Here is a 24,071-nt window from a genome sequence, read left to right on the forward strand (position 1 = left end):
GGCTTTTTTTAACACTCGCCGCGCCCTGCGCGGCATCTGTGCGAGAACCTGCCGATGCCCCAGTACACTGCCCCGTTGCGCGATTTGCGCTTTGTCCTGCATGACGTCTTCGAGGCTCCCAGCCTGTGGGCGCGCCTGCCAGCCCTGGCTGAGACGGTGGATGCCGACACCGCCGACGCCATTCTGGAAGAAGCTGGCAAAGTCACCAGCAGCCTGATCGCCCCGCTCAACCGCAGCGGTGATGAAGAAGGCGCGCAGTGGCACGCGGGCGAGGTGCGCACCCCGGCGGGCTTCAAAGAGGCCTATGCCACGTATATCGAAGGCGGCTGGGTTGGGTTGTCCGGCAACCCGGCGTATGGCGGCATGGGCATGCCCAAGATGCTCGCCGTGGCCTTTGAAGAAATGCTCTACGGTGCCGGCTCCAGCTTTGCCCTGTATTCCGCGCTGAGTTCCGGCGCGTGCCTGGCCATCGACGCCCACGCCAGTGAACAACTGAAGAGTACCTACCTGCCGCCGATGTACGAGGGCCGTTGGGCCGGTTCCATGTGCCTGACCGAAGCCCACGCCGGTACCGATCTGGGCCTGATCCGTACGCGCGCCGAAGCGCAAGCCGACGGCAGCTACCGCATCAGCGGCAGCAAGATCTTTATCACCGGCGGCGAGCAGGACCTCACCGAAAACATCATCCACTTGGTGCTGGCCAAACTGCCCGATGCCCCCGCCGGGGCGCGCGGCATCTCGCTGTTTCTGGTGCCCAAAGTACAGGTCAACGCTGACGGCAGCCTCGGTGTACATAACGCCGTAAGCTGCGGCTCGATTGAACACAAGATGGGCATCAAGGCATCGGCCACCTGCGTGATGAACTTCGACGGTGCCACGGGCTACCTGATCGGCGAGCCGAATAAGGGCCTGGCGGCGATGTTCACCATGATGAATTACGAACGCCTGTCCATCGGCATTCAGGGTATTGGTTGTGCCGAAGCGTCTTACCAGGCGGCCCGCGATTACGCCTGCGAGCGCTTACAAAGCCGTGCGGCCTGCGGTCCACAGTCACCGGACAAAGCCGCCGACCCGATCATCGTGCACGCCGATGTGCGGCGCATGCTGCTGAGCATGAAAGCCATGACCGAAGGCGGGCGCGCCTTTGCCTGCTACGTTGGCAAGCAACTCGACCTCGCCAAGTTCAGCGACGACAGCGCCGAACAACAGCACGCTGAAACCCTGGTGGCGCTGCTCACGCCGGTGGCCAAGGCGTTCTTCACCGACACCGGGCTGGACAGCTGCATCCACGGCCAGCAGGTCTTCGGCGGCCACGGTTACATCCGCGAGTGGGGCCAGGAACAGTTGGTGCGTGATGTGCGCATCGCGCAAATCTACGAAGGCACCAACGGTATTCAGGCCCTCGATCTGCTCGGGCGCAAAGTCATCGCCAACGGCGGCGTGGCGCTGCGCCAGTTCACCGCTGAGATCCGCCGGTTTGCCGAGCAACCCGGCAGCCCTTATGCCGTTGAACTGCTCGACGCGGTGGAACGCCTGGAAAACCTCAGCGCTTGGCTGCAACGACGCAGCACCAGCAACCCCCACGAGACCGGTGCGGCCTCGGTGGAGTACCTGCACCTGTTCGGCTACACCGCCTACGCCTGGATGTGGGCGCGCATGGCAGCCGTGGCGCAGGCCAAACGCGCCGAGGACGAGGCGTTTTACAGCGCCAAACTGGCCACCGCCGCGTTCTTCTTCGCCCGCCTGCTGCCGCGCATCTTGGGCCTGGAGGACAGCATCCGCGCGGGCAGCGACGCCCTGTATGGCCTGGCCGCCGAACAGTTCTAAACAACGGGCGACGAGCAGTCGCCCACCCAGTTGAGCGTTTGCGCGGCGTTCGTAGTGAGCGTCGCGCTTTTTTATTCGAGGTAGAAAATCATCATGCAAGAAGTCGTCATCGTCGCCGCCACCCGCACGCCCATCGGAGCCTTCGGCGGCGCATTGAGCAGCGTCAGCGCGGTCGATCTGGGTGCGGCGGTGATCCGTCGCCTGCTGCAGGACACCGGTTTGCCAGCGCAGCAGATCGATGAAGTGATCCTCGGCCAGGTGCTGACCGCAGGTGCAGGACAGAACCCCGCGCGGCAAAGCGTGATCCGCGCGGGCCTGCCGCACACCGTACCGGCGCTGACCCTGAACAAGGTCTGCGGCTCGGGGCTGAAAGCCGTGATCATGGCCGCCCAGGCCATTCGCTGTGGCGATGCCGAGGTGATCATCGCTGGCGGACAGGAGAACATGAGTCAGGCACCGCATGTGCTGCACAATTCGCGCGCCGGCCTGCGCATGGGCCACGGGCAGTTGCTCGATACGATGATCCACGATGGCTTGTGGGATGCCTTCAACGATTACCACATGGGCATCACCGCCGAGAACCTGGCCGAGCAATACGGCATCAGCCGCAGCGAGCAGGACGCCTTCGCCGCTCACTCGCAACTGCGTGCCTGCGCCGCCCTCGAAGCGGGACGTTTTGTTTCGCAGATCACGCCAATTGCCGTCGCCCAGCGCAAAGGCGACAGCCTGCTGGTGAGCACCGACGAACAACCGCGCCCCAGCACCACCTTGCAGAGCCTTAGCCAACTGCGTCCGGCCTTCAAACGCGACGGCAGCGTCACCGCCGGCAATGCCTCAGCCTTGAACGACGGGGCCGCTGCGGTGCTGCTGATGAGCGAAGGCAAAGCGCAGGCCATGGGCCTACCGATTCTGGCGCGGATCAAAGCCCATGCTAGTGCCGGTGTCGATCCGGCGATCATGGGCATCGGCCCGGTGTTTGCCACTTGTCGCGCCCTGGAAAAAGCCGGCTGGAGCCTGGAGCAACTTGACCTGATCGAAGCCAACGAAGCCTTCGCCGCTCAAGCCATCGCCGTCGGCCGCGAATTGCAATGGGACAGCGCCAAGGTCAACGTCAACGGCGGTGCCATTGCCCTCGGCCACCCCATCGGCGCTTCGGGCTGTCGTATTCTGGTCAGCCTAGTGCATGAGATGATCCGCCGCGACGTACACAAAGGCCTAGCGACCCTGTGCATCGGCGGTGGCCAGGGCGTGGCGCTGGCCATCGAGCGCTAGCGCCTGCAACAAACGCCGAGATCAGCGTAGGGTGGATCACGCCTCACCGATCCACCACGTCAAACCCTGCGGGTATCAACGGCCTCATCAGCCCTTCGTCCAATGGCCACATCTACCTATGTGGATCAGGCTTGATCGATCATCGTGCTATCCCCGACAAGAACAAGAGAGCCACCATGCGAACCCTGACCACCCTGACCGGCAACAGCCAAAAACTCGATGGCGGCGCGATGTTTGGCAACGCGCCCAAAGCCCTGTGGCAACGCTGGATGACGCCGGATGAGCTGAACCGTATCGACCTTGGTTGCCGCGCCCTGTTGGTACAAGAAGAGACGCGCAACATCCTCATCGAAACCGGCATCGGCGCATTCTTCAGCCCTGATCTGAAAGAGCGCTTCGGCGTGCAGGAAGACCGCCACGTGCTGCTCGACAGCCTGGCCGCTGTCGGCCTGAGTGATGCCGACATCGACATCGTGGTGCTCACCCACCTGCACTTTGACCACGCCGGCGGCTTGCTCGCCGCGTGGGAGGAAGGCCAGCCGGCGCGCTTGCTGTTCCCCAACGCACAGTTCATCACCGGTCGCCGTCAGTGGCTGCGCGCCTGCCAGCCACACGCCCGCGACCGCGCCTCCTACGTCCCTGAACTGCTGGAGTTGCTGGAAGGCAGCGGCCGCCTACAACTGATCGACGAAACCGAACACTGCGAGCTGCTCGGTGCAGACTGGCGTTTGCATTGGAGCGATGGTCATACGCCCGGCCAACTGCTGCCGGAAGTGGCCATGCCGGACGGCCCGGTGGTATTCCCGGGCGACCTGATCCCTGGTGCGCCGTGGGTGCATCTGCCCATCACCATGGGCTACGACCGTTTCCCTGAAGGCCTGATCGAAGAGAAAGAAGCCCTGCTGGCCGACCTCTTCAGCCGCAACGGCCGGTTGGTGTTCACCCACGACCCCGCTACCGCCATGGGCCGCATCAGCCGTGATGAAAAAGGACGCTATTCGGTGCAGCAGGCCACTGAGCAGGTTTGCCAACTGACAGATTGATGCCTAAAGGCCGCCGCTGATTCCCAGATTCAAGCCAATGGCCGTCGCCAGGGACAGCGGCAGCAGCAAGGTGTCGAGCAATGCGCTGACCGGCAGATCAGCCGCCGGATACGCAGGGGCTTCGGCGCCGAAGCGGTCCGTGGCGCAGCAGCCGCCTTGCAGCGCATACAGGTTAAGCCGTGTGCCGGCGTACACCACCGGCGCATCGGGCTTGGCGGCATCCAGGGTGCGTACCGTGGCGCAACCGCTGAGCGACAGGGCCAGGCTCAGGCCCAGAACGAGGCAACTCAGCCGCTTATTCATCAGGGCTGATCTGATGATGTTCACCCCAACGCGGCAGCATGTCCTGGGGAATACTCAGGCAGTTGAGGATCCGCGCCACGACGAAATCCACTAGGTCATCAATGGTCTGCGGCTGGTGATAAAAGCCCGGAGCGGCCGGCAGGATAATCGCGCCCATGTTCGACAGTTTGAGCATGTTCTCCAAATGAATGCTGGAGAACGGCGCCTCACGCGGTACCAGAATCAATTGACGACGCTCCTTGAGGGCCACGTCGGCGGCGCGCTCAATAAGGTTGTTGCAGGCGCCATTGGCAATCGCCGAGAGTGAGCCGGTGCTGCACGGCACCACCACCATCGCAGTGGGCGCACCCGAGCCAGAGGCCGCCGGCGCCATCCAGTCTTCTTTGCCAAACACGCGAATCTGCCCCGGCGCGGCGCCGGTGTACTCGCTCAAGAATGCCTGCATGGCCTGCGGTTTGCTCGGCAGGCTGACATCCGTTTCGGTGGCCATGACCAACTGTGCGGCCTTGGAAATCAGAAAGTGCACCTCGCGCTCTTCCTGCACCAGGCAGTCGAGCAGGCGTAGGCCGTATTGAGCGCCGGACGCGCCCGTCATAGCCAAGGTAATACGTTCAGGACCGGACATTTATGCCTCCAAGGCCGCAGCCAACTTGCCATGCAAGCCGCCAAAGCCGCCGTTGCTCATCACCACGACCTGGGTGCCCGGTGCCGCTTCTGCCTTGACCCCTGCAATGATCGCTTCCAGGGAATCGCAGACCTGAGTCGGCACGGTCGACGTAGCTACTGTGCCAGCCAGATCCCAACCGAGATTCGGCGGCGCGTACCAGTACACCGAGTCAGCCTGCACCACGGATTCCGGCAGGCCATCGCGGTGCGCGCCGAGCTTCATCGAGTTGGAACGCGGCTCGACGATGGCGATCAATTTGGCGTCGCCGATGCGTTTGCGCAGACCATCCAGGGTCGTGGCAATCGCCGTCGGGTGGTGGGCGAAGTCATCGAAGATGGTCACACCCTTCACTTCGGCGACCTTCTCCATGCGCCGCTTGGCGTTGATAAAGCCGCACAGCGCGGCGATGCCCAGCTCCGGCACCACGCCGACATGCCGCGCCGCTGCCAGTACCGCCAGGGCATTGGCCACGTTGTGCTGGCCGGTCAACTGCCAGTCCACGGTGCCTGCGGTTTTACCTTCGAAACTCACCTCGAAGCGCGAGCCGTCGGCGCTAAGCAGGCGCGCTTGCCACTGACCGCCTTCACCTGTGGTTTGCACCGGAGTCCAGCAACCCATCTCGATTACCCGCTTAAGCGCAGGTTCGGTGGTCGGATGAATGATCAGGCCATCACCCGGAATAGTGCGCACCAGATGGTGGAATTGCCGCTCGATAGCCGCCAGATCCGGGAAGATATCCGCGTGATCAAACTCCAGGTTATTCAGGATCGCGGTACGCGGGCGGTAGTGGACGAACTTGCTGCGCTTGTCGAAGAAGGCGCTGTCGTACTCGTCGGCCTCGACCACAAAGAACGGCGTGCCACCGAGACGCGCGGAGATACCAAAGTTCTGTGGCACGCCGCCAATCAAAAAGCCCGGGCTCATGCCGACATGCTCCAGCACCCAGGCCAGCATGCTAGAACTGCTGGTTTTGCCGTGGGTGCCGGCCACCGCCATCACCCAACGGCCTTGCAGCACATGGTCGGCCAACCACTGCGGGCCGCTGACGTAGGGCAGGCCCTTGTTCAGCACATACTCCACCGCCGGGTTGCCACGCGACAGGGCGTTACCAACCACCACCAAGTCCGGCGCGGGGTCGAGTTGGGCGGCGTCATAGCCCTGGGTCAGTTCGATGCCCTGAGCCTCCAACTGGGTGCTCATAGGCGGGTAGACATTGGCGTCGGAGCCGGTCACGCGGTGACCGAGTTCCTTGGCCAGCACGGCCAGCGAGCCCATAAAAGTGCCGCAGATGCCGAGAATATGGATATGCATGATTTACCTTGAAGGCGTCGTCAGAGCCGGTGAATAAGGCGGGATAAAAACTGGCCGCAGATTAGCACAGCGCCGCCGCCCCGCAGAGGCCTGGCGGCGCGCTGCGGGGCGTGGTTCAAGAGGCGCAGCTCAAAGCGTTGAGCGCAACTTGATCCCGTGTTTACGCAACTTGCGGTACAGGGTGTTGCGGCTGATGCCCAGCTGCTCGGCGCTGCGGCTCATCTGCCAGTGCTGCGCCTCTAAGACCGCGAGCAGCGCCTGGCGTTCGGCGTCGCCCAGCTGGTCGGGTTTGGCTGCAGGCAGCAGGGCCAACGCAGGGCGTGCATGGCGAATCTCGGCGGGTAGTTCGGCGTGGCTGATCACGCCGTTTTCGCACAGGGCGCAGAGGGTGCGCAGCACATTGCGCAGCTGGCGCACATTGCCAGGCCAGGGGTAAGCCAGCAGCGCCTCGCGAGCCGCATCATCAAGGCGCACGAGTTGCCCGCGCGCCTCTTCGGCTAGCAGAAAATCCAGCAGCGCCAGCTTGTCGCTGCGCTCGCGCAGCGGCGGTAGGTCGATCACCAGGCCATTGAGGCGATAGAACAGGTCCTGACGAAACTCGCCGCTGGCCACCCGTTCGTTCAGGTCACGGTGGCTGGCGCTGATCACCCGTACATCGATGGCCTGTGCTTCACCGCCAATTGGTTCAACCCGGCGCTCTTCCAGCACCCGCAGCAGGCGGGTCTGCAGCGCCAGCGGCATATCGCCGATTTCATCGAGAAACAGCGTGCCGCCATCGGCCTGCTGCAGCTTGCCGCGCATGCCTTCCTTGCGCGCACCGGTAAAGCTGCCACCGCGATAGCCGAACAATTCACTCTCGATCAGGCTCTCGGGAATTGCCGCGCAGTTCAGCGCAACAAAGGGTTTACCGCCACGCGAGCTGACCTGATGCAGCGCCTTGGCGAAGACCTCCTTGCCGGTGCCGGTTTCGCCGCCGATCAGCAGCGGCACATCACGCTCATACACCCGCAGCGCGCGGCGGAAATCACTCTGCAAACCTGGGTCAGCCAGGCACAGCCCAGGCGTCGCCAAGGCCACCGCCAGTGCCTGAGTACTGCGCCGAGGCTGGCCACGCAGCATGGCAAACAGTAACTGGCCACGCTGGGTATACAGCGGCCAACTGGCGCTGGGCTGCGCCGAAGCGCGACCGAGCAGGTCATCCAGGCGGCAATCAAATACCTCGACCAAGGTGCGCCCGAGCAGTTGCCGGCGCGACAGGCCGAGCAGGTTGATCGCGCTCTGATTCACCGCGCTGACCCGGCCGTCACCATCGAAGGCCAACAGCCCTTCGCTGAACTGGCCGATATATTCGGCCTGGGCGTGGAAGCGCAGCAGCCATTCGCCTTCATAGCTGCGCAGGAAATGGCAACCCTCGATGGCTTTGGCCGACAGGTTGACCAGCGCCATGGTGTGAAACTGGCTCTGCCGCGACACATCATGCCGCGCCGAGGACACATCCAGCACCGCCAGCAGCTCGCCATGGGGGTCGAACACAGGGCTGGCCGAGCAGGTCAGCCCGGTATGCCGGCTGCGGAAATGTTCATTCTGGTGGATGGTCAGCGGCTGGCGCTCGACCAAACACGTGCCAATGCCATTGGTGCCTTCGCAGGCCTCGCTCCAGTCGGCGCCAAGCCACAGCCCGGCCTGCTCGAAGGTGCGTTTTTCCGCCTGCTCGGTGACGCAGTTGAGGATCACCCCACGGGCATCGGTCAGCAGCACCGCGTGGCCGCTGCCGGCCAGCTGGCGGTGCAGACTGTTCATCTCGTTACTGGAAATCTCCAGCACCTGCTGCAGCTGCTCGCGCCGCTCAAGCATGTGCGCGTGCTCGATCACCGCTGGCGGCATGCTCTGCGCCGGGTCGAGGTGATGTTGCTGCAGGCAGCGCAGCCAGGAGCGCGCCACCGAGGAATCGGCAGCCGGGCCGGCGAGTTGGCCGCGCCCTTGAGCCACGGTCAGCACCTGCTGGGCGTGGCGGCTTGCTGGGTTGTGCATTGTTATTGTTCTCCGCTGTGGAGTTGCACGTGATGGCCGAGCATCTACCAGCTTTCCGACCATTGCAAGACGCGCTGACCGGCGAGTCACCACGCTGTATCGCCCCTGGTACAGAGTGTCACGCGCGCTGTACCAGGGCCGATACGTGCGCCCTGCTCCAGCGCCCCATCACAAACCACACAGCCGCTCTAGAACGGCCACTGCGCACTCCTGGCCCAGCCCTTGCTCTGTCTCTGCACAAGCGCCACCGCGCGCCTCTCGCTGCATCACCAGAACAAGCATAAGAACCAGGAGATATTCAGCATGCGTTACGCCCATCCCGGTACCGAAGGTGCCCTCGTTTCCTTTAAATCCCGTTACGGCAACTACATCGGCGGCGAGTTTGTCGCGCCGGTCAAAGGCCAGTACTTCACCAATACCTCGCCGGTGAACGGCCTGCCGATTGCCGAGTTCCCGCGCTCCAGTGCCGAGGATATCGACAAGGCCCTCGACGCCGCCCACGCCGCCGCCGATGCCTGGGGCCGTACTTCGGTGCAGGAGCGCTCGCTGATTCTGTTGAAGATCGCCGACCGCATCGAAGCCAATCTGGAAGTGTTGGCCATCACCGAAACCTGGGACAACGGCAAAGCCGTGCGCGAAACCCTGAATGCCGATATTCCGCTGGCCGCCGACCATTTCCGCTACTTCGCCGGTTGCTTGCGCGCCCAAGAAGGCTCGGCTGCCGAGATCGACGGCAACACCGTGGCCTATCACATCCATGAACCGCTGGGCGTGGTTGGGCAGATCATCCCGTGGAACTTCCCGCTGCTGATGGCCGCCTGGAAACTTGCCCCGGCCCTGGCCGCCGGCAACTGCGTGGTACTCAAACCTGCCGAGCAAACGCCGCTGGGCATCAGCGTGCTGATGGAGCTGATCGGCGACCTGCTGCCGCCCGGCGTGCTCAACGTGGTGCAGGGCTTTGGCAAGGAGGCAGGCGAAGCGCTGGCCACCAGCAAACGCATCGCCAAGATCGCCTTCACCGGCTCGACTCCGGTGGGCGCGCACATCATGAAATGCGCCGCCGAAAACATCATCCCGAGCACCGTGGAGCTGGGCGGCAAATCGCCGAACATCTTCTTTGAAGACATCATGCAGGCCGAGCAAAGCTTTATCGAGAAAGCCGCTGAAGGTCTGGTGCTGGCCTTCTTCAACCAAGGCGAGGTGTGCACATGCCCATCGCGTGCCCTGGTGCAGGAATCGATCTACCCGGCCTTTATGAAAGAGGTGATGAAGAAGGTCGAGCAGATCAAACGCGGCGACCCGCTGGACACCGACACCATGGTCGGCGCGCAAGCCTCCGAGCAACAGTTCGACAAAATCTTGAGCTACCTGGAAATCGCCAAGCAAGAAGGTGCCGAGCTGCTCACCGGCGGCGCGGTGGAAAAACTTAGCGGCACCCTGGACGGCGGCTATTACATCCAACCGACCCTGCTCAAGGGACACAACAAGATGCGCGTGTTCCAGGAGGAGATCTTCGGCCCGGTGGTCAGCGTCACCACCTTCAAGGACGAAGCCGAAGCCCTGGCGATTGCCAACGACACCGAGTTCGGCCTCGGTGCCGGCCTGTGGACCCGCGACATCAACCGCGCCTACCGCATGGGCCGGGCGATCAAGGCCGGTCGTGTGTGGACCAACTGCTACCACCTCTACCCCGCGCATGCCGCCTTCGGTGGCTACAAAAAGTCCGGCGTCGGCCGCGAAACCCACAAGATGATGCTCGACCACTACCAGCAGACCAAGAACCTGCTGGTGAGCTACGACATCAACCCACTCGGCTTCTTCTAAGCCCCTGCGCAATCGCAGCCGATGCTCGGAAACGACATCGGCCTGCCAGTCCGCGCCCAGGTCTAGACCAGAGGCGTAGTTGGCACAGCGGTTGCTGATCCACTGGGTAACACTTTTCCCTCAAATACCTACAAGCCTGACCGGGCGTGCGCTGCGGCCAGCTTGTTGATAAGGAATTCCCATGGCAGCAGAACAAATCAGTGCGGTAGGTCTACCGCAAGGCACCGATTTAGAGCAGGTCGATGCCGATTACTTCCAAAGCAGGCAATTGAAGAAAGGCGCAGCAGGCTGGGTATTGCTGGTCGGCCTGGGCGTGGCCTACGTGATTTCCGGCGATTACGCCGGCTGGAACTTCGGTCTAGCCCAGGGCGGCTGGGGCGGCATGTTTCTCGCCACCCTGCTGATGGCGCTGATGTACCTGTGCATGTGCTTCTCCCTGGCTGAACTGTCCTCGATGATCCCCACCGCTGGTGGTGGCTACGGCTTTGCCCGCAGCGCCTTCGGTCCCTTGGGCGGTTTTCTCACCGGCACGGCGATCCTTATCGAATACGCCATTGCTCCAGCGGCGATTGCGGTGTTTATCGGTGCTTACTGCGAGTCGCTGTTCGGCATTGGTGGCTGGGCGATTTACCTGGCCTTCTATGTGCTGTTTATCGGCATCCATATCTTCGGCGTCGGTGAGGCGCTGAAGCTGATGTTTATCATCACCGCCGTGGCAGCGATTGCCCTTGGCGTGTTTATCGTCGCGATGGTGCCGCACTTCTCGGTGGCCAACCTGCTCGATATTCCGGTGACTGAAGCCGCAGGCGCCAGCAGCTTCCTGCCGTTCGGCTATGTCGGCGTGTGGGCAGCGATCCCCTATGCGATCTGGTTCTTCCTCGCGGTCGAAGGCGTGCCACTGGCTGCTGAAGAAACCCGCAACCCGCAGCGCGACATGCCGCGCGGGCTGATCGGCGCCATGCTGGTGCTGCTGGCCTTTGCTCTGCTGATTCTGGTGGTCGGCCCAGGCGGCGCCGGTGCCAACGCGCTGATGGCCTCCGGCAACCCGCTAGTGGAAGCACTGACAATTGCCTACGGCGAATCCACCTGGATGAGCAGCTTCGTCAACCTGATCGGCCTGGCCGGTCTGATTGCCAGCTTCTTCTCGATCATCTACGCCTACTCCCGGCAGATCTTCGCCCTGTCGCGCGCCGGCTACCTGCCGCGTTCGCTGTCGCTGACCAACAAGAACAAGGCCCCGGTACTGGCGTTGATCGTGCCTGGCCTGATCGGCTTTGCCCTGTCGCTGACTGGCCAGGGTGACCTGCTGATTCTGGTGGCAGTGTTCGGCGCCACCATCTCCTACGTGCTGATGATGGCCGCGCACATCACCCTGCGCGTGCGCCGTCCGGAGATGCATCGCCCGTATCGCACCCCAGGCGGCATCGTCACCTCGGGCATCGCCCTGGTGCTGGCCTGCGTGGCCGTGGTTGCCGGCTTCCTGGTCGACCCACGGGTGGTGATTGGCGCAGCGATTATCTACGCCGTGCTGATCGCCTACTTCGCCCTGTACAGTCGCCACCATCTGGTGGCCGGTACGCCGGAAGAAGAATTCGTCGCCATCGGTAAAGCCGAGGCCGCGCTCAAGTAATATCCGTCACGTTGGCGCAGCATGATCGTGCTGCGCCAACGTGGCGTTTGGGAGACACGCGATGTCCAGTTTTCAGCATACGGTAGGCGGTGAAACCTACCGTTTCGACAGCCTCGCCGAGGTGATGGCCAAGGCCAGCCCGGCGCGCTCCGGTGACTTTCTCGCCGGTGTGGCGGCGAGCAATGCAGGCGAACGGGTCGCGGCGCAGATGGCCCTGGCCGATATTCCGCTCAAGCAGTTCCTTAGCGAAGCGCTGATTCCCTACGAAGTGGATGAAGTCACCCGGCTGATCATCGACAGCCATGACCTGGCGGCCTTTGCCCCGGTCAGCCACCTCACCGTCGGCGGATTTCGCGACTGGCTGCTCGGCGACAGCGCCGATGAAGCCAGCTTGCGCGCCCTTGCCCCCGGCCTGACGCCGGAAATGGCCGCTGCGGTATCGAAGATCATGCGCGTACAGGATCTGGTGCTAGTGGCGCAGAAAATCCGTGTGGTCAGCCGCTTTCGCAATACCGTCGGCCTGCGCGGGCGCATGTCCACCCGCCTACAACCGAATCACCCGACCGATGAACCGGCCGGCATCGCCGCGAGCATTCTCGACGGCCTGCTGTACGGCAACGGCGACGCAATGATCGGCATCAACCCGGCCACCGATAGCATCAGTTCGATCTGCGACATGCTGAAGATGCTCGACGGCATCATCCAGCGTTATGAAATCCCCACCCAGGCCTGCGTGCTGACCCACGTCACCACCTCGATCGAGGCGATCAACCGTGGCGTGCCGCTGGACCTGGTGTTCCAGTCGATTGCCGGCACCGAGGCGGCCAACGCCAGCTTCGGCGTCAGCCTGAAAATTCTGCAGGAAGGCTACGACGCCGGCCTGAGCCTCAAACGCGGCACCCTCGGCGACAACCTGATGTATTTCGAAACCGGCCAGGGCAGCGCACTGTCTGCCGGCGCCCATCATGGCCTCGACCAGCAAACCTGTGAGACCCGCGCCTATGCAGTGGCGCGGCACTTCAAGCCGTTTCTGGTGAATACCGTGGTCGGCTTTATCGGCCCGGAGTACCTGTATAACGGCAAACAGATCATTCGCGCCGGCCTGGAAGACCACTTCTGCGGCAAGCTGCTGGGCCTGCCGATGGGCTGCGACATCTGCTACACCAACCACGCCGAAGCCGATCAAGACGACATGGACGTGCTGCTGACCCTGCTGGGCGTGGCCGGCATCAACTTCATCATGGGCATCCCCGGCTCTGACGACGTGATGCTCAATTACCAGACCACCTCCTTTCACGACGCGCTGTATGCCCGGCAGAGCCTGGGGCTGAAACCAGCCCCCGAGTTTGAAGGCTGGTTGCAGCGCATGGGCATCTTCACCCAGGCCGATGGCCGCCCGCGCATGGGCAACAGCCTGCCGCCGGCGTTTCGTCAGGCGTTGGCGCAGCTTGGTTAATTAAGGAGCCGCTTATGTACGATGACAGCCCACTCAGCGGCGCCAGCGAAAATCCCTGGCAGCAACTGCGTAACCTCACCCCGGCACGTATCGCCCTCGGCCGCGCCGGCACCAGCATGCCGACCCGCGCACAGCTGGACTTCCAGTTCGCCCACGCCCAGGCTCGCGATGCCGTGCACCTGCCGTTTGACCACGGCGCATTGGCCGCCGGCCTGGCTCACCAGCATCGGCAGAGCCTGCTGCTGCACAGCGCCGCCAAGGACCGCGACACCTACCTGCAACGCCCGGATCTCGGTCGGCGCTTAAGCCATGAATCCGCCGAGCTGCTGGGTCAGCACCGCGAAAACAATCCGGACGGCTACGACCTGGCGATTGTCATCGCCGACGGCCTGTCCGCCTTGGCCGTGCACCGCAACGCCCTGCCCATGGTGGCGCATATCGAGGAGCAAGCCGCTGCCGAAGGCTGGAGCGTGGCGCCCGTCTCCTTGGTCAGCCAGGGCCGCGTGGCGGTAGCCGATGAAGTAGCCGAACTGCTCGGCGCACGCATGGTGGTGATCCTGATCGGCGAACGCCCCGGCCTGAGTTCACCGGACAGCCTGGGGCTGTACTTCACCTACGCACCCAAGGTCGGCCTGACCGACGCCTACCGCAACTGCATCTCCAACGTGCGCCAGGAAGGGCTGAGCTACGCCATGGCCAGCCACCGCCTGCTGTACCTGATGCGCGAGGCCTGCCGCCGCCAGCTGTCGGGGGTCAATCTCAAGGATGAGGCCGAAGTGCCGCTGCTGGCCGGCGGGGTGCCGCGCGAGAACTTTCTGCTTGGATGATGGGGAATTTCCGCAAACTACAACCAAACGCTTGTTTGGATTGCACTTTCCAAAAGCTTTAGGCAGCATCGGGGTCGTTCGCAGGCAGCGCTGCCGTGTTGCCGAAGCCATCCACATGACTTTAAGTAGAGGCTCACCATGCGCATCGTCCAAGCGACCCTGGAGCATCTGGATCAACTCACGCCACTGTTCGTCAATTACCGCGAACACTTTGGCCAGCTGCCCTACCCCGACTCCTCGCGCAAATTTCTGGAAAAGCGCATCAGCCGCAAGGAATCGGTGATCTACCTGGCCATGGCCGATGATGAAGAGAAGATTCTCGGCTTCTGCCAGCTCTATTCGAGCTTCTCCTCGCTGTCGCTCAAGCGCGTGTGGATTCTCAACGACATCTACGTTTGCCAGGATGCACGCCGCCAGCTGGTGGCCGACCGTCTGATCCAGACCGCCAAGCAGATGGCCAAGGAAACCAACGCCGTGCGTCTGCGCGTGGCCTCAAGCGTCGACAACGAGGTCGCCCACAAACTCTACGAATCCATCGGCTTCAAGGAAGACACCGAATTCAAGAGCTTTGTCCTGCCGATCACCGAAGACTTCACCGCGCCGTAACCTGCCCAGCCAGCGACGCACAGTGCGCCGCTGGCTCAGCCCCTCAGCCTTCCAGGCTAAGCCACAAACCCACGCCCAGGTGCAGCACCAACAGCGCCAGCGCTGCCAGGTGCCAGCCCTGCCGATAGCGCCGTGTGCGACGCGAAGGTACCGGTTGATGCAGTAACGGCTGACGCAACGCCTGCTCAAACTCCGACAGCGCCTCGAAGCGCGCTTCAGGCCTGGGCGCCAGCGCCCGCGCCAGCACACCATCCCAGCCGATTGGCACCCGCATGCTGAACTGCGCCAATGGCATATAACGGCTATGACCGCCCGCATCCGCCTGCGCTGCCTCGGGCCAACGCCCACTGAACAGCCAATAAGCCAGCGCTGCAAGGGCGAACTGGTCGGTGCGGCCATCCACAGCCTGCCCGGCGCGCAACTCGGGCGCCAGCGGCACCGCCTGCGCGGGTATTGCCTGCGGCGCCACCCCAGGCAATAGCGCGGCATGTTCGGGCAGCAACAGCAGGCGGCCGCCGTCATCCAGCAGAATATTGCGCGGGTCCAGCCACAGCCCCTGCATGCCGCGTCGTTGCAAACCGCGTACGGCGGCGATCAACTGTTCGAGCACAGCCAGTATCGTCAAACCATCGACCGGGCCGTGGGCCGCCACCCAGTCGTTCAGGTTACGCATACCCTTGCCCGCAGGCTCGAACAGCCAGAAGGCATGCTCACGCGGCTGATGCGAAGACATCACCTGCGCCAGGCTGGCCACCGGACTGCGCCGTAGCGCCCACTCGCGCTGCCAAAATGCTTCATCCGCATCCCGCTCGGCCAGCCACAGCATGGCCTCACGCCCATGCGGATCGGTGGCGCGAAACACCCGCCCCGGCGGACCGTAGGGGCAGGCCGAGAGCAGCACCCAGCCATCCAGCTGCAAACCAGGTTGCGCATCGACCACCGCGCGCCAGGGCTTGCGCGGGGCCAGCTCAGGCGCGCTATCGGCTTCGCCCGGCAGCAATAAAACAGCTGCGCCGGGGGCTTGCAGCAATGGTGCAAGCATCTCCGGCAATGGATCGCCTTGCAGGGTATCGCCCGCGCCGCAAAAGCCTTGCAAGTCCGCCACATCCAGCAACGGCTGCGGTGCCAGCAATAACAGCTCGCCAGGATTAAGGGTCAGGCTGTGCTGCACCAGCGCCAGTTCGGCCTGAGCGCCCAGCTGCAGCCCATCGCGGCCGATCAAGCTCTGCGTGGTGCCGCCTTGATAGCGCCGTAAACCGATGGCCCCGGCCTGGAGAAACTGCGCCTCGCCGTTCTGCAGCAACAGCAACCCGGCATTCAGTTGCGCGATGCTGCGTCCAGCCTGGCGTTGACGAAACAGCTGCTGATTGAATGCTGCCAGCACCTGCCGCGCCGCCTGGGCTTCGCTCCAGCCACCCGGCGTGCAACAGCAGTCGGCCAGCAGGCCATCCAGGTAGGACTCCAGGCTACGCACCACATCAGTGCATTCGCGCGCCCAGAGCAGCGCCACCAGAAGCACCGCCGGCTGTCCTTCCCGCCGCGGCAGCCAGGTCGCGCGGGCCCGTGCGGCCTGGTTGGGCAGGTCAAGACCGTTGCCGCAGAGCAGCTTGATGGTGGGATGATGCAGACGCTCGATCGACATTGGCAGCCCTCCCAGGTCGCAGATAAGCATGCCGTTGCAGCCTTTGTGCCGACTTGCCCAGCACTGACACCCGGCTTATGGTGGGCGCTTTCCACCGTCCGAGCAGAGTCCATGTGGTCGCTCCGCGCCTGGCGTCGCCAGCGCATCCTTGCCCGTCATCCTGTCAGCAGTGCGCAGTGGCAGGCCGTATTGCAGCACTTGCCGATCCTCGATGGCCTGGATGACGCCGAACAGCGGCGCCTGCGCGAACGCGCTGTGCTGTTTCTGCATCACAAACACCTCAGCGCCCTGCCCGGCGTAGACCTCGACGCCCAGGCGCGCCTGCTGCTGGCGGTGCAGGCCGAGCTACCGCTGCTGCACCTGGCCGATCTCAACTGGTATCAGGGCTTCCATGAGATCGTCCTCTACCCAGATGACTTCGTCAGCCCGCAGCGCCACCGCGACGCCAGCGGCGTGGTCCACGAATGGGACGCCGAGCACAGCGGCGAAGCCTGGCAGCAAGGCCCGGTGATCCTCGCCTGGCCCGGCGTGCAGGCCAGCGGTCAATGGGATGGCTACAACCTGGTGATCCACGAGCTGGCGCACAAACTGGACATGCTTAACGGCGACGCCAACGGCTTACCACCCCTGCACAGCACTATGGCCGTGCGGGCGTGGGCCAAAGCCATGCAGAGCGCCTTCGATCAGATGAATACAGAGCTGGATGCCAATCCCGAGGCCGAAACCGCCATCGACCCTTATGCAGCGGAAAACCCGGCAGAATTCTTCGCCGTCACCAGCGAATACTTCTTCAGCGCCCCAGACCTGCTCGCCGGTGCCTTCCCGGCGGTGTACGCGCAGCTGGCGCTGTTCTACCGGCAGGATCCACTGGCACGCCTGCAGCAGTTGCAAGCCTGCAACCCCGACTACCAGGTCAGAACTGAAGACAGTGGGTTCGCGACCAATGGCTAGGCATCCCGGCGTAGCAACCCCTGGTGAATATGCCTATAATCGCGCCACTTTTTTTGGCCCACCCTTCGGGAGTCGCCCCATGAGCTACAGCAAGATCCCAGCTGGTAAAGACCTGCCAAACGACATCTACGTCGCCATCGAGATCCCGGCCAACCACGCGCCGATCAAATACGAAATCGACCACGACACCGATTGCCTGATGGTCGACCGCTTCATGGCCACCCCGATGTTCTACCCAGCCAACTACGGTTTTATCCCGCACACCCTGGCTGACGACGGTGATCCCCTCGACGTACTGGTTGTCACTCCATATCCAGTGGCACCAGGTTCGGTTATCCGCGCCCGTCCAGTTGGTGTGCTGCTGATGAGCGACGAAGCCGGCGGCGACGCCAAGCTGGTTGCCGTACCGCACGACAAACTGACCGTGCTGTACAAAGACGTACAGGAATACACCGACCTGCCCCCACTGCTGATCGAGCAGATCAAGCACTTCTTCGAGAACTACAAAGATCTCGAGAAGGGCAAGTGGGTCAAGGTTGAAGGCTGGGCTGGCGCCGACGAGGCCCGCAACCTGATTAACAAGGCGGTCGCTGCTTACCAAAAATAAGTAGCTACCACCCCCTAAAAGCCGGCCACAAGCCGGCTTTTTTATTGCCCGAAGAAATCCGACAAGATCCTACAGCACTAGCAAATACGGGCCCTGCAGCTTAGCATTCGTCCTAAGACATCCAGTAACCATCCATAAAAACCGCGACCAAGGTGTGGGTCAAAGTGTGGGTCGTGGGGTGTGGGTTGGAGTAGGAGCGAGTAATGGGCAAGCTGACCAGCAAGACCGTGGAGTCGATAGCCAAGGCTGCAACGCCAGGAAAAACCAATGATGGCGATGGCCTGTACTTCCAGGTATCCAAGAGCGGCGGCACCAGCTGGATCTTCCGCTACAAGCTGGATGGCCGCAGCCGCGAAATGGGGCTAGGCCCCTTCCCAACCGTCACACTCAGCCAAGCCCGGCAGCTGGCCGCCGATCAACGCAAGCTTCTAGCTTCCGGAAGCGACCCACTGGCAACCCGCGATGCAGCAAAGGAAGCCAAGCGCGAAGCGGAACGCCAGGCTGCAGCACGTCGCACGACGTTCGAAGATCTCGCCCGCGAATACCAACAAGCACACGGCAGCAGTTGGTCTGAGAAGTGGCGGAAAGGCTGGCTGCGCAAACTGGAGCTCTACGCCTTCCCGACCATGAGCAAGTTGTCGGCTGACATCATCAGCACCGAGCATGTGCTTGCTGCATTGCAACCCATCTGGGTAACCAAGACACGGACTGCTGATGAAATCAGGGGCCAGATCGAGCAAATACTGGATGCAGCCAAGACTCGGCGTTTACGCGAGGGAGACAATCCTGCCCGCTGGCGCGGGCACTTGGACAACTTGCTGAGCAAGGCAGAGAAGAAGAAGGCCAGGCAGCGCCAGCACTTCCCAGCACTGCAGTGGAAAGACACTCCGAAGCTGATATCCACCCTGGCCAACATCGATACACGTGACGCCATCGCAACCAGATTACTGATTCTGACCGGTGCTCGTTACCACATGATCCAACATGCTCAATGGTCTGAGTTTGACCTCGAAACTGGCACTTGGGCACTGCCGGCTGAGCGCATGAAGATGCGAAAACCTTTCGTCATTCCTCTATCGCCCCCGGTAGTCGAGATGCTGAATATCATGAATACGACTCATTCAATATATCTTTTCCCTGGGCAAGGGAAGAATGGTGTCATGCATGGCAACGCCATACGCAACCTGCTGCACAAGCTGGGGTATGCAGACATCACGAGACATGGCTTTCGATCGACCTTCCGGGACTGGGCAAACGAATGCACCAACTACCCGCGAGAGATATGCGAGCTTGCGCTTGCCCATGATGAACGCGACCAGACCGAGGCGGCCTATTCGCGCTCCGACCTTCTGGAGAAGCGCAGGGCACTGATGGCGGAATGGGCCAAGTTCTGCACGAGCAAGAAGTGACCCACAGCGAGCCCAAAGCAGCCGGTAAGAACAGGCAGAAACCGGCCCAGAGTGTGTAAAAACGCCCCCGGTAAACCCTTGCTATAATTTCCAAGAGTCTCATCGCAAGGGATGCCCATGAAACGGTTTATCCAGGGTGAACACCGAGGTCAAAGCACCTTACTTCCCGAAAGCCTCGACGACTACGTCAGCGATACCAATCCGGTTCGGGTGGTTGACGTTTTCGTCGATGAACTCGACTTGGCCAAGCTAGGTTTTGATGGCGTCATTCCAGCCGAAACCGGCAGACCTGCTTACCATCCCGCTGTCCTGCTAAAGATCTATATCTACGGCTACCTGAACCGCATCCAATCGAGTCGCCGTCTTGAGCGAGAAGCTCAGCGCAACGTTGAACTGATGTGGCTGACCGGGCGCTTGACGCCCGATTTCAAGACCATCGCCAACTTCCGAAAAGACAACAGCAAGGCCATTCGCGGCGTCTGCCGCCAGTTCGTTTTGCTCTGCCAGCAGTTGGGGTTGTTTGACGAAAACCTGGTTGCCATCGACGGCAGCAAATTCAAGGCAGTGAACAACCGTGACCGCAATTTCACCAGCGCCAAACTGAAGCGGCGCATGGAAGAAATCGAGGCGAGCATCAGCCGTTATTTGGCTGCGCTCGATGCGGCTGATCGACAGATTCCTAGCGCCTCCGCGCCAGACATTGCCAGCCTGGAAGATAAAATCGCCAAGCTCAAATCGCAGATGAAAGAGCTTGAGGGGATCGAAACTCAGCTCAACGATTCCCCTGACAAACAGGTTTCGCTGACCGACCCGGATGCCCGTTCGATGATGACGCGCGGCAGCGGTATCGTTGGCTACAACGTGCAGACGGCTGTCGATACGCAGCACCATTTAATAGTTGCTCATGAGGTCACCAACAGCGGTTCAGACCGTGACCAACTCAGTTCAATGGCGAAGCAGGCTCGTGAAGCTGTCGGCGCAGAAACGCTGTCCGTGGTGGCTGACCGAGGCTACTTCAAGGGTGAAGAAATCCTTGCCTGTCACGACGCAAACATCACGGCCTACGTGCCTAAGCCAATGACTTCAAGCGCCAAGGCTGATGGCCGATTCAACAAAGATGCCTTCGTGTATGACTCGACGAAAAACGAATACACCTGCCCGGCGGGAGAGGCACTGATCTGGCGATTCTCCAGCGTTGAGAAAGGCATGAATATGCACTGCTACTGGAGTTCAAAGTGCCAGAGTTGCACGCTGAAAACCCAGTGCACGCCAAGCACAAATCGTCGAGTAAGGCGCTGGGAACATGAAGCTGTGCTGGAGGAAATGCAACGCCGGCTGAACCAAGCACCGGAGATGATGCGGGTTCGAAAGCGGACTGTTGAGCATCCATTCGGGACGCTCAAACAATGGATGGGGGCAACGCACTTCCTGACTCGAAAACTGAACGGGGTGAGCGCAGAAATGAGCTTGAATGTGCTCGCCTATAACTTGAAGCGGGTGATGAAAATCATCGGCACCGAAGGCTTGTTGAAGGCGATGGCGGCGTAAAAGCCCGGCTTTTACTGCCCCAAAGAGGTGCCAAAGCGCTTCATACGCGCTCTGAAGCGTTACCGGCGCTGATCCTGGTAAATAATCGGGAAGTCGCCACGCCCAGGAGCAATGGGCTGAAGCACGCACGATAAGAAAGAGTTTTTACACACTCTGGGCCAATAGCGGCCTGTCCGTAGCAGGCGGGCGCAGCCGAAAAGGAACAGTGCCGCAGCGTTTGAAGACCTCTATTGAGGCTTACATGTATCTACGAAAGTAGGGGCGATTCACTGCGTCATTATCCAAGCCGGACTGACATGCTTATGGCCGGCCGGATTGAGGAGCAGGCGGAGACGCTGCCAATTGGAGCTCTTGGCCCTGTATTCAGCTCGACAACAACTCTCTAATAGGTATCGAATCGGATGTGATCGCTCTCGCCCTCTACAATCGCGGGCCCGCATGAGCGTATGAGGAAGCTTTAAGAAGGGGCTCAGTCGCGCGCGGTGGGGGATAGGCCTGTACAACTGGGCTGGGGAGGCAACATGATTGAGGTTCCGCCGGCGTCTTTTCAGACTACTCCTTACGGCGAAGTGGATTCTGTAGCACTGGAAAGGCTGCGAGCGAACTTCGACACCACCCGGCTTCTGCAGTTGGTTGGCCGACTGGATGCATGTCTGGCAGAGTTGGGTGGAATTAATGACATGCGCGACGAGCTACTGCGGTTGCATGCAATGGCGCTGACGGTAATCGAGGGCGTCGTACCGACAGTCCCAACTGAGAATGTCAGCATTTGGGAAGCGGCCGAATCGGTACGGCTAGATCTCGAAACGCTGAGTTCTTGGATACGCATTGCTCAGATGACGATTGCACCGTTGGGTGATCTTGTTCCAGGCCATGAACGATAGCTGGCGTTGGGTTCAAGCCAAACTCGGTGCAGGTTTGAGTCCTGAAAAAGAAAAGCCGCCCGTAGGCGGCATAGTAAGAGGGGCACACGGATGAAACTGCAATATAGCTTGGGATCTCTGCATCGTCACGCTACCGTTCGGTATGCCGTTACTGGCATTACACTTTAAGCATATCGACTATCCAAGCCTTCATCGCACACAAGGCCAATGGACTTGTACTACAAGCTCCACCCTCAAGTGCAATCTTGAGTTGCTCTATATCGACTTGTTGCAAGTATCGTTCGGCATCGTCTAATCGCTGCTCACCGCCAAAGCCGCCACCGCGCATTTCAGCCAGAGCTTGCTCCTTGCTCCAGCCCTGATAAACGATGCGATATAGAGCCGCAATCAGGCCAGTTCTATTTTGTCCATGCTTACAGTGAATCAGCACAGAACCGAGCTCTTGTGACTGTCGAATGCTCCGTAATGCTGCGATCACATCCGTATCATCAACTCTGTCAGTATGTGTTGCCGCTGACCGAAAACTGACCCAGTAGAGGCTGTTCTGCCGACTGAAAACTGACCCAGGTGTTCAACTGCTTCTGCTCAATTTTTGAGCAGGAGAACACAGGGTGATCAGTATGGAAATGATGGGCAAAATCCGCCGGATGTATTTCCGCGACAAGCTGTCGCTGCATGAGATAGCCAAGCGCACCGGGTTGGCGCGCAACACGATTCGCAAGTGGGTCAGAGCACCTGAGGCCAAGCCGCCGGTCTACCAACGCCGCGCGATCTTCAACAAACTCAGCCCTTTTCACGCCACGCTGGAGCAGGCGCTAAAAGCCGATTCGCTGCGGCCCAAGCAACAGCGGCGCAGTGCCAAGGCGCTGTTGGCGCAAATCAAAGCCGAAGGTTATGACGGTGGCTACAGCCAGCTCACCGCGTTTATCCGTGCCTGGCGAGGGGGACAGGGCAAGGCGTCGCAGGCCTTTGTGCCGCTGACCTTTGCTCTTGGCGAGGCGTTTCAGTTTGACTGGAGCGAGGAAGGCTTGCTGGTCGGCGGCATTTACCGGCGTATGCAGGTGGCACATCTGAAGCTGTGTGCCAGCCGTGCGTTCTGGCTTGTGGCGTATCCGAGCCAGGGCCATGAGATGTTATTTGACGCCCATACACGCTCGTTCGGCTCCTTGGGCGGCGTGCCGCGCCGGGGCATCTACGACAACATGAAGACGGCCGTCGACAAGGTCAATAAGGGCAAAGGCCGGACGGTGAATGCGCGCTTTGCGGTGATGTGCGCGCATTACCTGTTCGATCCGGACTTCTGCAACGTCGCCGCTGGTTGGGAAAAGGGCATCGTTGAAAAGAACGTGCAAGACAGCCGTAGGCGCATCTGGCTAGACGCCCAGGACTGTCATTTTCACTCCTTCGAGGAACTCAATGCCTGGCTGGGCCAGCGCTGCCGCGCGCTTTGGAGCGAGCTGACGCACCCTCAATACAGCGGGCTGAGTGTGGCCGAAGTGCTGGAGTTGGAGCGCGCTGAACTGATGCCTGTGCCAGCGCCATTCGACGGTTACGTCGAGCGGCCTGCGCGGGTCTCCAGCACCTGCCTGGTCAGCGTCGGGCGCAACCGCTACTCGGTGCCGTGTGAGTACGCGGGTAAGTGGGTCAGCAGCCGTTTGTATCCGACGCGAATCGAGGTGGTGGCTGACGACGCGCTGATCGCCAGCCATGTCCGCTTGCTGGATCGCGACCAGGTCAGCTATGACTGGCAGCACTACCTCCCGCTGATCGAACGCAAGCCCGGTGCGCTGCGCAACGGCGCGCCCTTTGCTGATCTGCCGGCGCCGCTGCGTCAGCTTAAGCACGGTCTGGGGCGTCATGCCGGCGGTGACCGGATCATGGCGCAAGTTCTGGCTGCCGTACCGGTCGCCGGGCTCGATGCGGTGCTGGTGGCTGTTGAGCTGGTACTGGAAAGCGGCAGCCTGAGCGCCGAACACATCCTCAATGTCGTGGCACGGCTGACAGCATCCGAACCACCACCCAGCGTCGAAACCCACTTGTCGCTCAAGGAAGCCCCCGTCGCTAACACGGCGCGCTACGACCGCCTGCGTGGCCAGGCCGAGGAGGTCGGTCATGCGTGATTTGATGGCGGAACTCAAGGAGCTGCGCCTGCACGGCATGGCCACGGCCTGGGCGGAGTTAACTGCACAGGGTGAGTCGAACACAGCCTCGTCCAAGTGGCTGCTCGAACACC

General features: G+C 61.7%; 20 protein-coding genes and 1 pseudogene. 15 read left to right on the forward strand and 6 right to left on the reverse strand.

What is annotated here, in order from left to right:
- Nucleotides 1-54: 54 nt before the first annotated feature.
- From HBN63_RS09380 to HBN63_RS09390, 3 genes are all read left to right on the forward strand, one after another.
- The gene (locus HBN63_RS09380; RefSeq protein WP_170049210.1) at nt 55-1,827 is read left to right on the forward strand and encodes an acyl-CoA dehydrogenase C-terminal domain-containing protein; all 1,773 of its coding nucleotides are present in this window, start codon (nt 55-57) and stop codon (nt 1,825-1,827) included.
- 93 nt (nt 1,828-1,920) lie between these two features.
- Nucleotides 1,921-3,099 carry an acetyl-CoA C-acetyltransferase gene (locus HBN63_RS09385; RefSeq protein WP_170049211.1) on the forward strand — a complete coding sequence of 393 codons (1,179 nt, stop codon included), beginning with the start codon at nt 1,921-1,923 and terminating at the stop codon, nt 3,097-3,099.
- A 176-nt stretch (nt 3,100-3,275) separates the two neighbouring features.
- Nucleotides 3,276-4,142: an MBL fold metallo-hydrolase gene (locus HBN63_RS09390; RefSeq protein WP_170049212.1), complete on the forward strand. Its 867-nt coding sequence runs from the start codon at nt 3,276-3,278 to the stop codon at nt 4,140-4,142.
- A 3-nt stretch (nt 4,143-4,145) separates the two neighbouring features.
- Here HBN63_RS09390 and HBN63_RS09395 read toward each other — a convergent pair whose 3' ends face one another.
- The 4 genes from HBN63_RS09395 to HBN63_RS09410 form a co-directional block, all read right to left on the reverse strand.
- Nucleotides 4,146-4,445: a YceK/YidQ family lipoprotein gene (locus tag HBN63_RS09395; protein ID WP_090255637.1), complete on the reverse strand. Its 300-nt coding sequence runs from the start codon at nt 4,443-4,445 to the stop codon at nt 4,146-4,148.
- The gene (ubiX, locus tag HBN63_RS09400) at nt 4,438-5,070 is read right to left on the reverse strand and encodes a flavin prenyltransferase UbiX (RefSeq protein WP_090255639.1); all 633 of its coding nucleotides are present in this window, start codon (nt 5,068-5,070) and stop codon (nt 4,438-4,440) included. Before ubiX ends, HBN63_RS09395 begins: the two co-directional genes overlap by 8 nt.
- The gene (gene mpl / locus HBN63_RS09405) at nt 5,071-6,423 is read right to left on the reverse strand and encodes a UDP-N-acetylmuramate:L-alanyl-gamma-D-glutamyl-meso-diaminopimelate ligase (protein ID WP_170049213.1); all 1,353 of its coding nucleotides are present in this window, start codon (nt 6,421-6,423) and stop codon (nt 5,071-5,073) included. It abuts the gene before it with no gap.
- Between the two features lie 129 nt (nt 6,424-6,552).
- Nucleotides 6,553-8,454 (reverse strand): sigma-54-dependent Fis family transcriptional regulator, encoded by a 1,902-nt coding sequence (locus tag HBN63_RS09410; RefSeq protein ID WP_170049214.1) that lies wholly within the window; start codon nt 8,452-8,454, stop codon nt 6,553-6,555.
- 303 nt (nt 8,455-8,757) lie between these two features.
- On the opposite strand from HBN63_RS09410, the gene HBN63_RS09415 reads away from it, so the two are divergent.
- The 5 genes from HBN63_RS09415 to HBN63_RS09435 all read left to right on the forward strand — a co-directional run bounded on the left by HBN63_RS09415 (nt 8,758) and on the right by HBN63_RS09435 (nt 14,797).
- Nucleotides 8,758-10,278, forward strand: coding sequence for an aldehyde dehydrogenase family protein (locus HBN63_RS09415; RefSeq protein ID WP_170049215.1), 1,521 nt, complete (start codon nt 8,758-8,760; stop codon nt 10,276-10,278).
- Between the two features lie 181 nt (nt 10,279-10,459).
- The gene (gene eat / locus HBN63_RS09420; protein ID WP_167147263.1) at nt 10,460-11,908 is read left to right on the forward strand and encodes an ethanolamine permease; all 1,449 of its coding nucleotides are present in this window, start codon (nt 10,460-10,462) and stop codon (nt 11,906-11,908) included.
- A 61-nt stretch (nt 11,909-11,969) separates the two neighbouring features.
- A complete protein-coding gene (locus HBN63_RS09425) occupies nt 11,970-13,364 on the forward strand; it encodes an ethanolamine ammonia-lyase subunit EutB (protein ID WP_170049216.1) in 1,395 nt (464 codons plus the stop codon).
- Nucleotides 13,365-13,378: 14 nt separating this feature from the next.
- Nucleotides 13,379-14,191: an ethanolamine ammonia-lyase subunit EutC gene (gene eutC, locus HBN63_RS09430; RefSeq protein WP_160089248.1), complete on the forward strand. Its 813-nt coding sequence runs from the start codon at nt 13,379-13,381 to the stop codon at nt 14,189-14,191.
- Between the two features lie 138 nt (nt 14,192-14,329).
- Entirely contained in the window at nt 14,330-14,797 is a 468-nt protein-coding gene (locus HBN63_RS09435) for a GNAT family N-acetyltransferase (RefSeq protein WP_090255651.1), read from the forward strand.
- Nucleotides 14,798-14,840: 43 nt separating this feature from the next.
- Here the strand turns inward: HBN63_RS09435 and HBN63_RS09440 are convergent, their stop codons facing one another.
- On the reverse strand, nt 14,841-16,439 hold the full coding sequence (locus HBN63_RS09440; protein WP_170049217.1) for a SpoIIE family protein phosphatase: 1,599 nt from the start codon (nt 16,437-16,439) through the stop codon (nt 14,841-14,843).
- Nucleotides 16,440-16,550: 111 nt separating this feature from the next.
- Between HBN63_RS09440 and HBN63_RS09445 the strand changes: the two genes are divergently transcribed.
- The 5 genes from HBN63_RS09445 to tnpC all read left to right on the forward strand — a co-directional run bounded on the left by HBN63_RS09445 (nt 16,551) and on the right by tnpC (nt 21,838).
- Nucleotides 16,551-17,390 (forward strand): M90 family metallopeptidase, encoded by an 840-nt coding sequence (locus tag HBN63_RS09445; protein ID WP_170049218.1) that lies wholly within the window; start codon nt 16,551-16,553, stop codon nt 17,388-17,390.
- Nucleotides 17,391-17,469: 79 nt separating this feature from the next.
- Complete coding sequence (gene ppa, locus HBN63_RS09450) at nt 17,470-17,997, forward strand: inorganic diphosphatase (protein ID WP_090255657.1); 528 nt, start codon at nt 17,470-17,472, stop codon at nt 17,995-17,997.
- Nucleotides 17,998-18,200: 203 nt separating this feature from the next.
- The gene (locus HBN63_RS09455; protein ID WP_170049219.1) at nt 18,201-19,406 is read left to right on the forward strand and encodes an integrase arm-type DNA-binding domain-containing protein; all 1,206 of its coding nucleotides are present in this window, start codon (nt 18,201-18,203) and stop codon (nt 19,404-19,406) included.
- 117 nt (nt 19,407-19,523) lie between these two features.
- Entirely contained in the window at nt 19,524-20,954 is a 1,431-nt protein-coding gene (locus HBN63_RS09460; protein ID WP_023108662.1) for an IS1182 family transposase, read from the forward strand.
- Nucleotides 20,955-21,475: 521 nt separating this feature from the next.
- Nucleotides 21,476-21,838, forward strand: a complete 363-nt coding sequence (gene tnpC, locus HBN63_RS09465; RefSeq protein ID WP_034138743.1) for a Tn3 family transposase post-transcriptional regulator TnpC — start codon at nt 21,476-21,478, stop codon at nt 21,836-21,838.
- Nucleotides 21,839-21,995: 157 nt separating this feature from the next.
- Here the strand turns inward: tnpC and HBN63_RS09470 are convergent.
- A pseudogene (locus tag HBN63_RS09470) lies at nt 21,996-22,364 on the reverse strand (tyrosine-protein phosphatase); the annotation flags it as partial.
- Nucleotides 22,365-22,458: 94 nt separating this feature from the next.
- Here HBN63_RS09470 and istA point away from each other — a divergent pair.
- Together istA and HBN63_RS09480 are read left to right on the forward strand one after the other, a co-directional pair.
- Entirely contained in the window at nt 22,459-23,958 is a 1,500-nt protein-coding gene (gene istA, locus HBN63_RS09475; RefSeq protein WP_170038461.1) for an IS21 family transposase, read from the forward strand.
- The coding region (locus HBN63_RS09480; protein ID WP_223181871.1) for an ATP-binding protein at nt 23,951-24,071 on the forward strand (121 nt) is incomplete at its 3' end. The genes istA and HBN63_RS09480, both read left to right, overlap by 8 nt.

The organism is Pseudomonas sp. WS 5011, from assembly GCF_012985775.1.
Lineage (GTDB): Bacteria > Pseudomonadota > Gammaproteobacteria > Pseudomonadales > Pseudomonadaceae > Aquipseudomonas > Aquipseudomonas peli.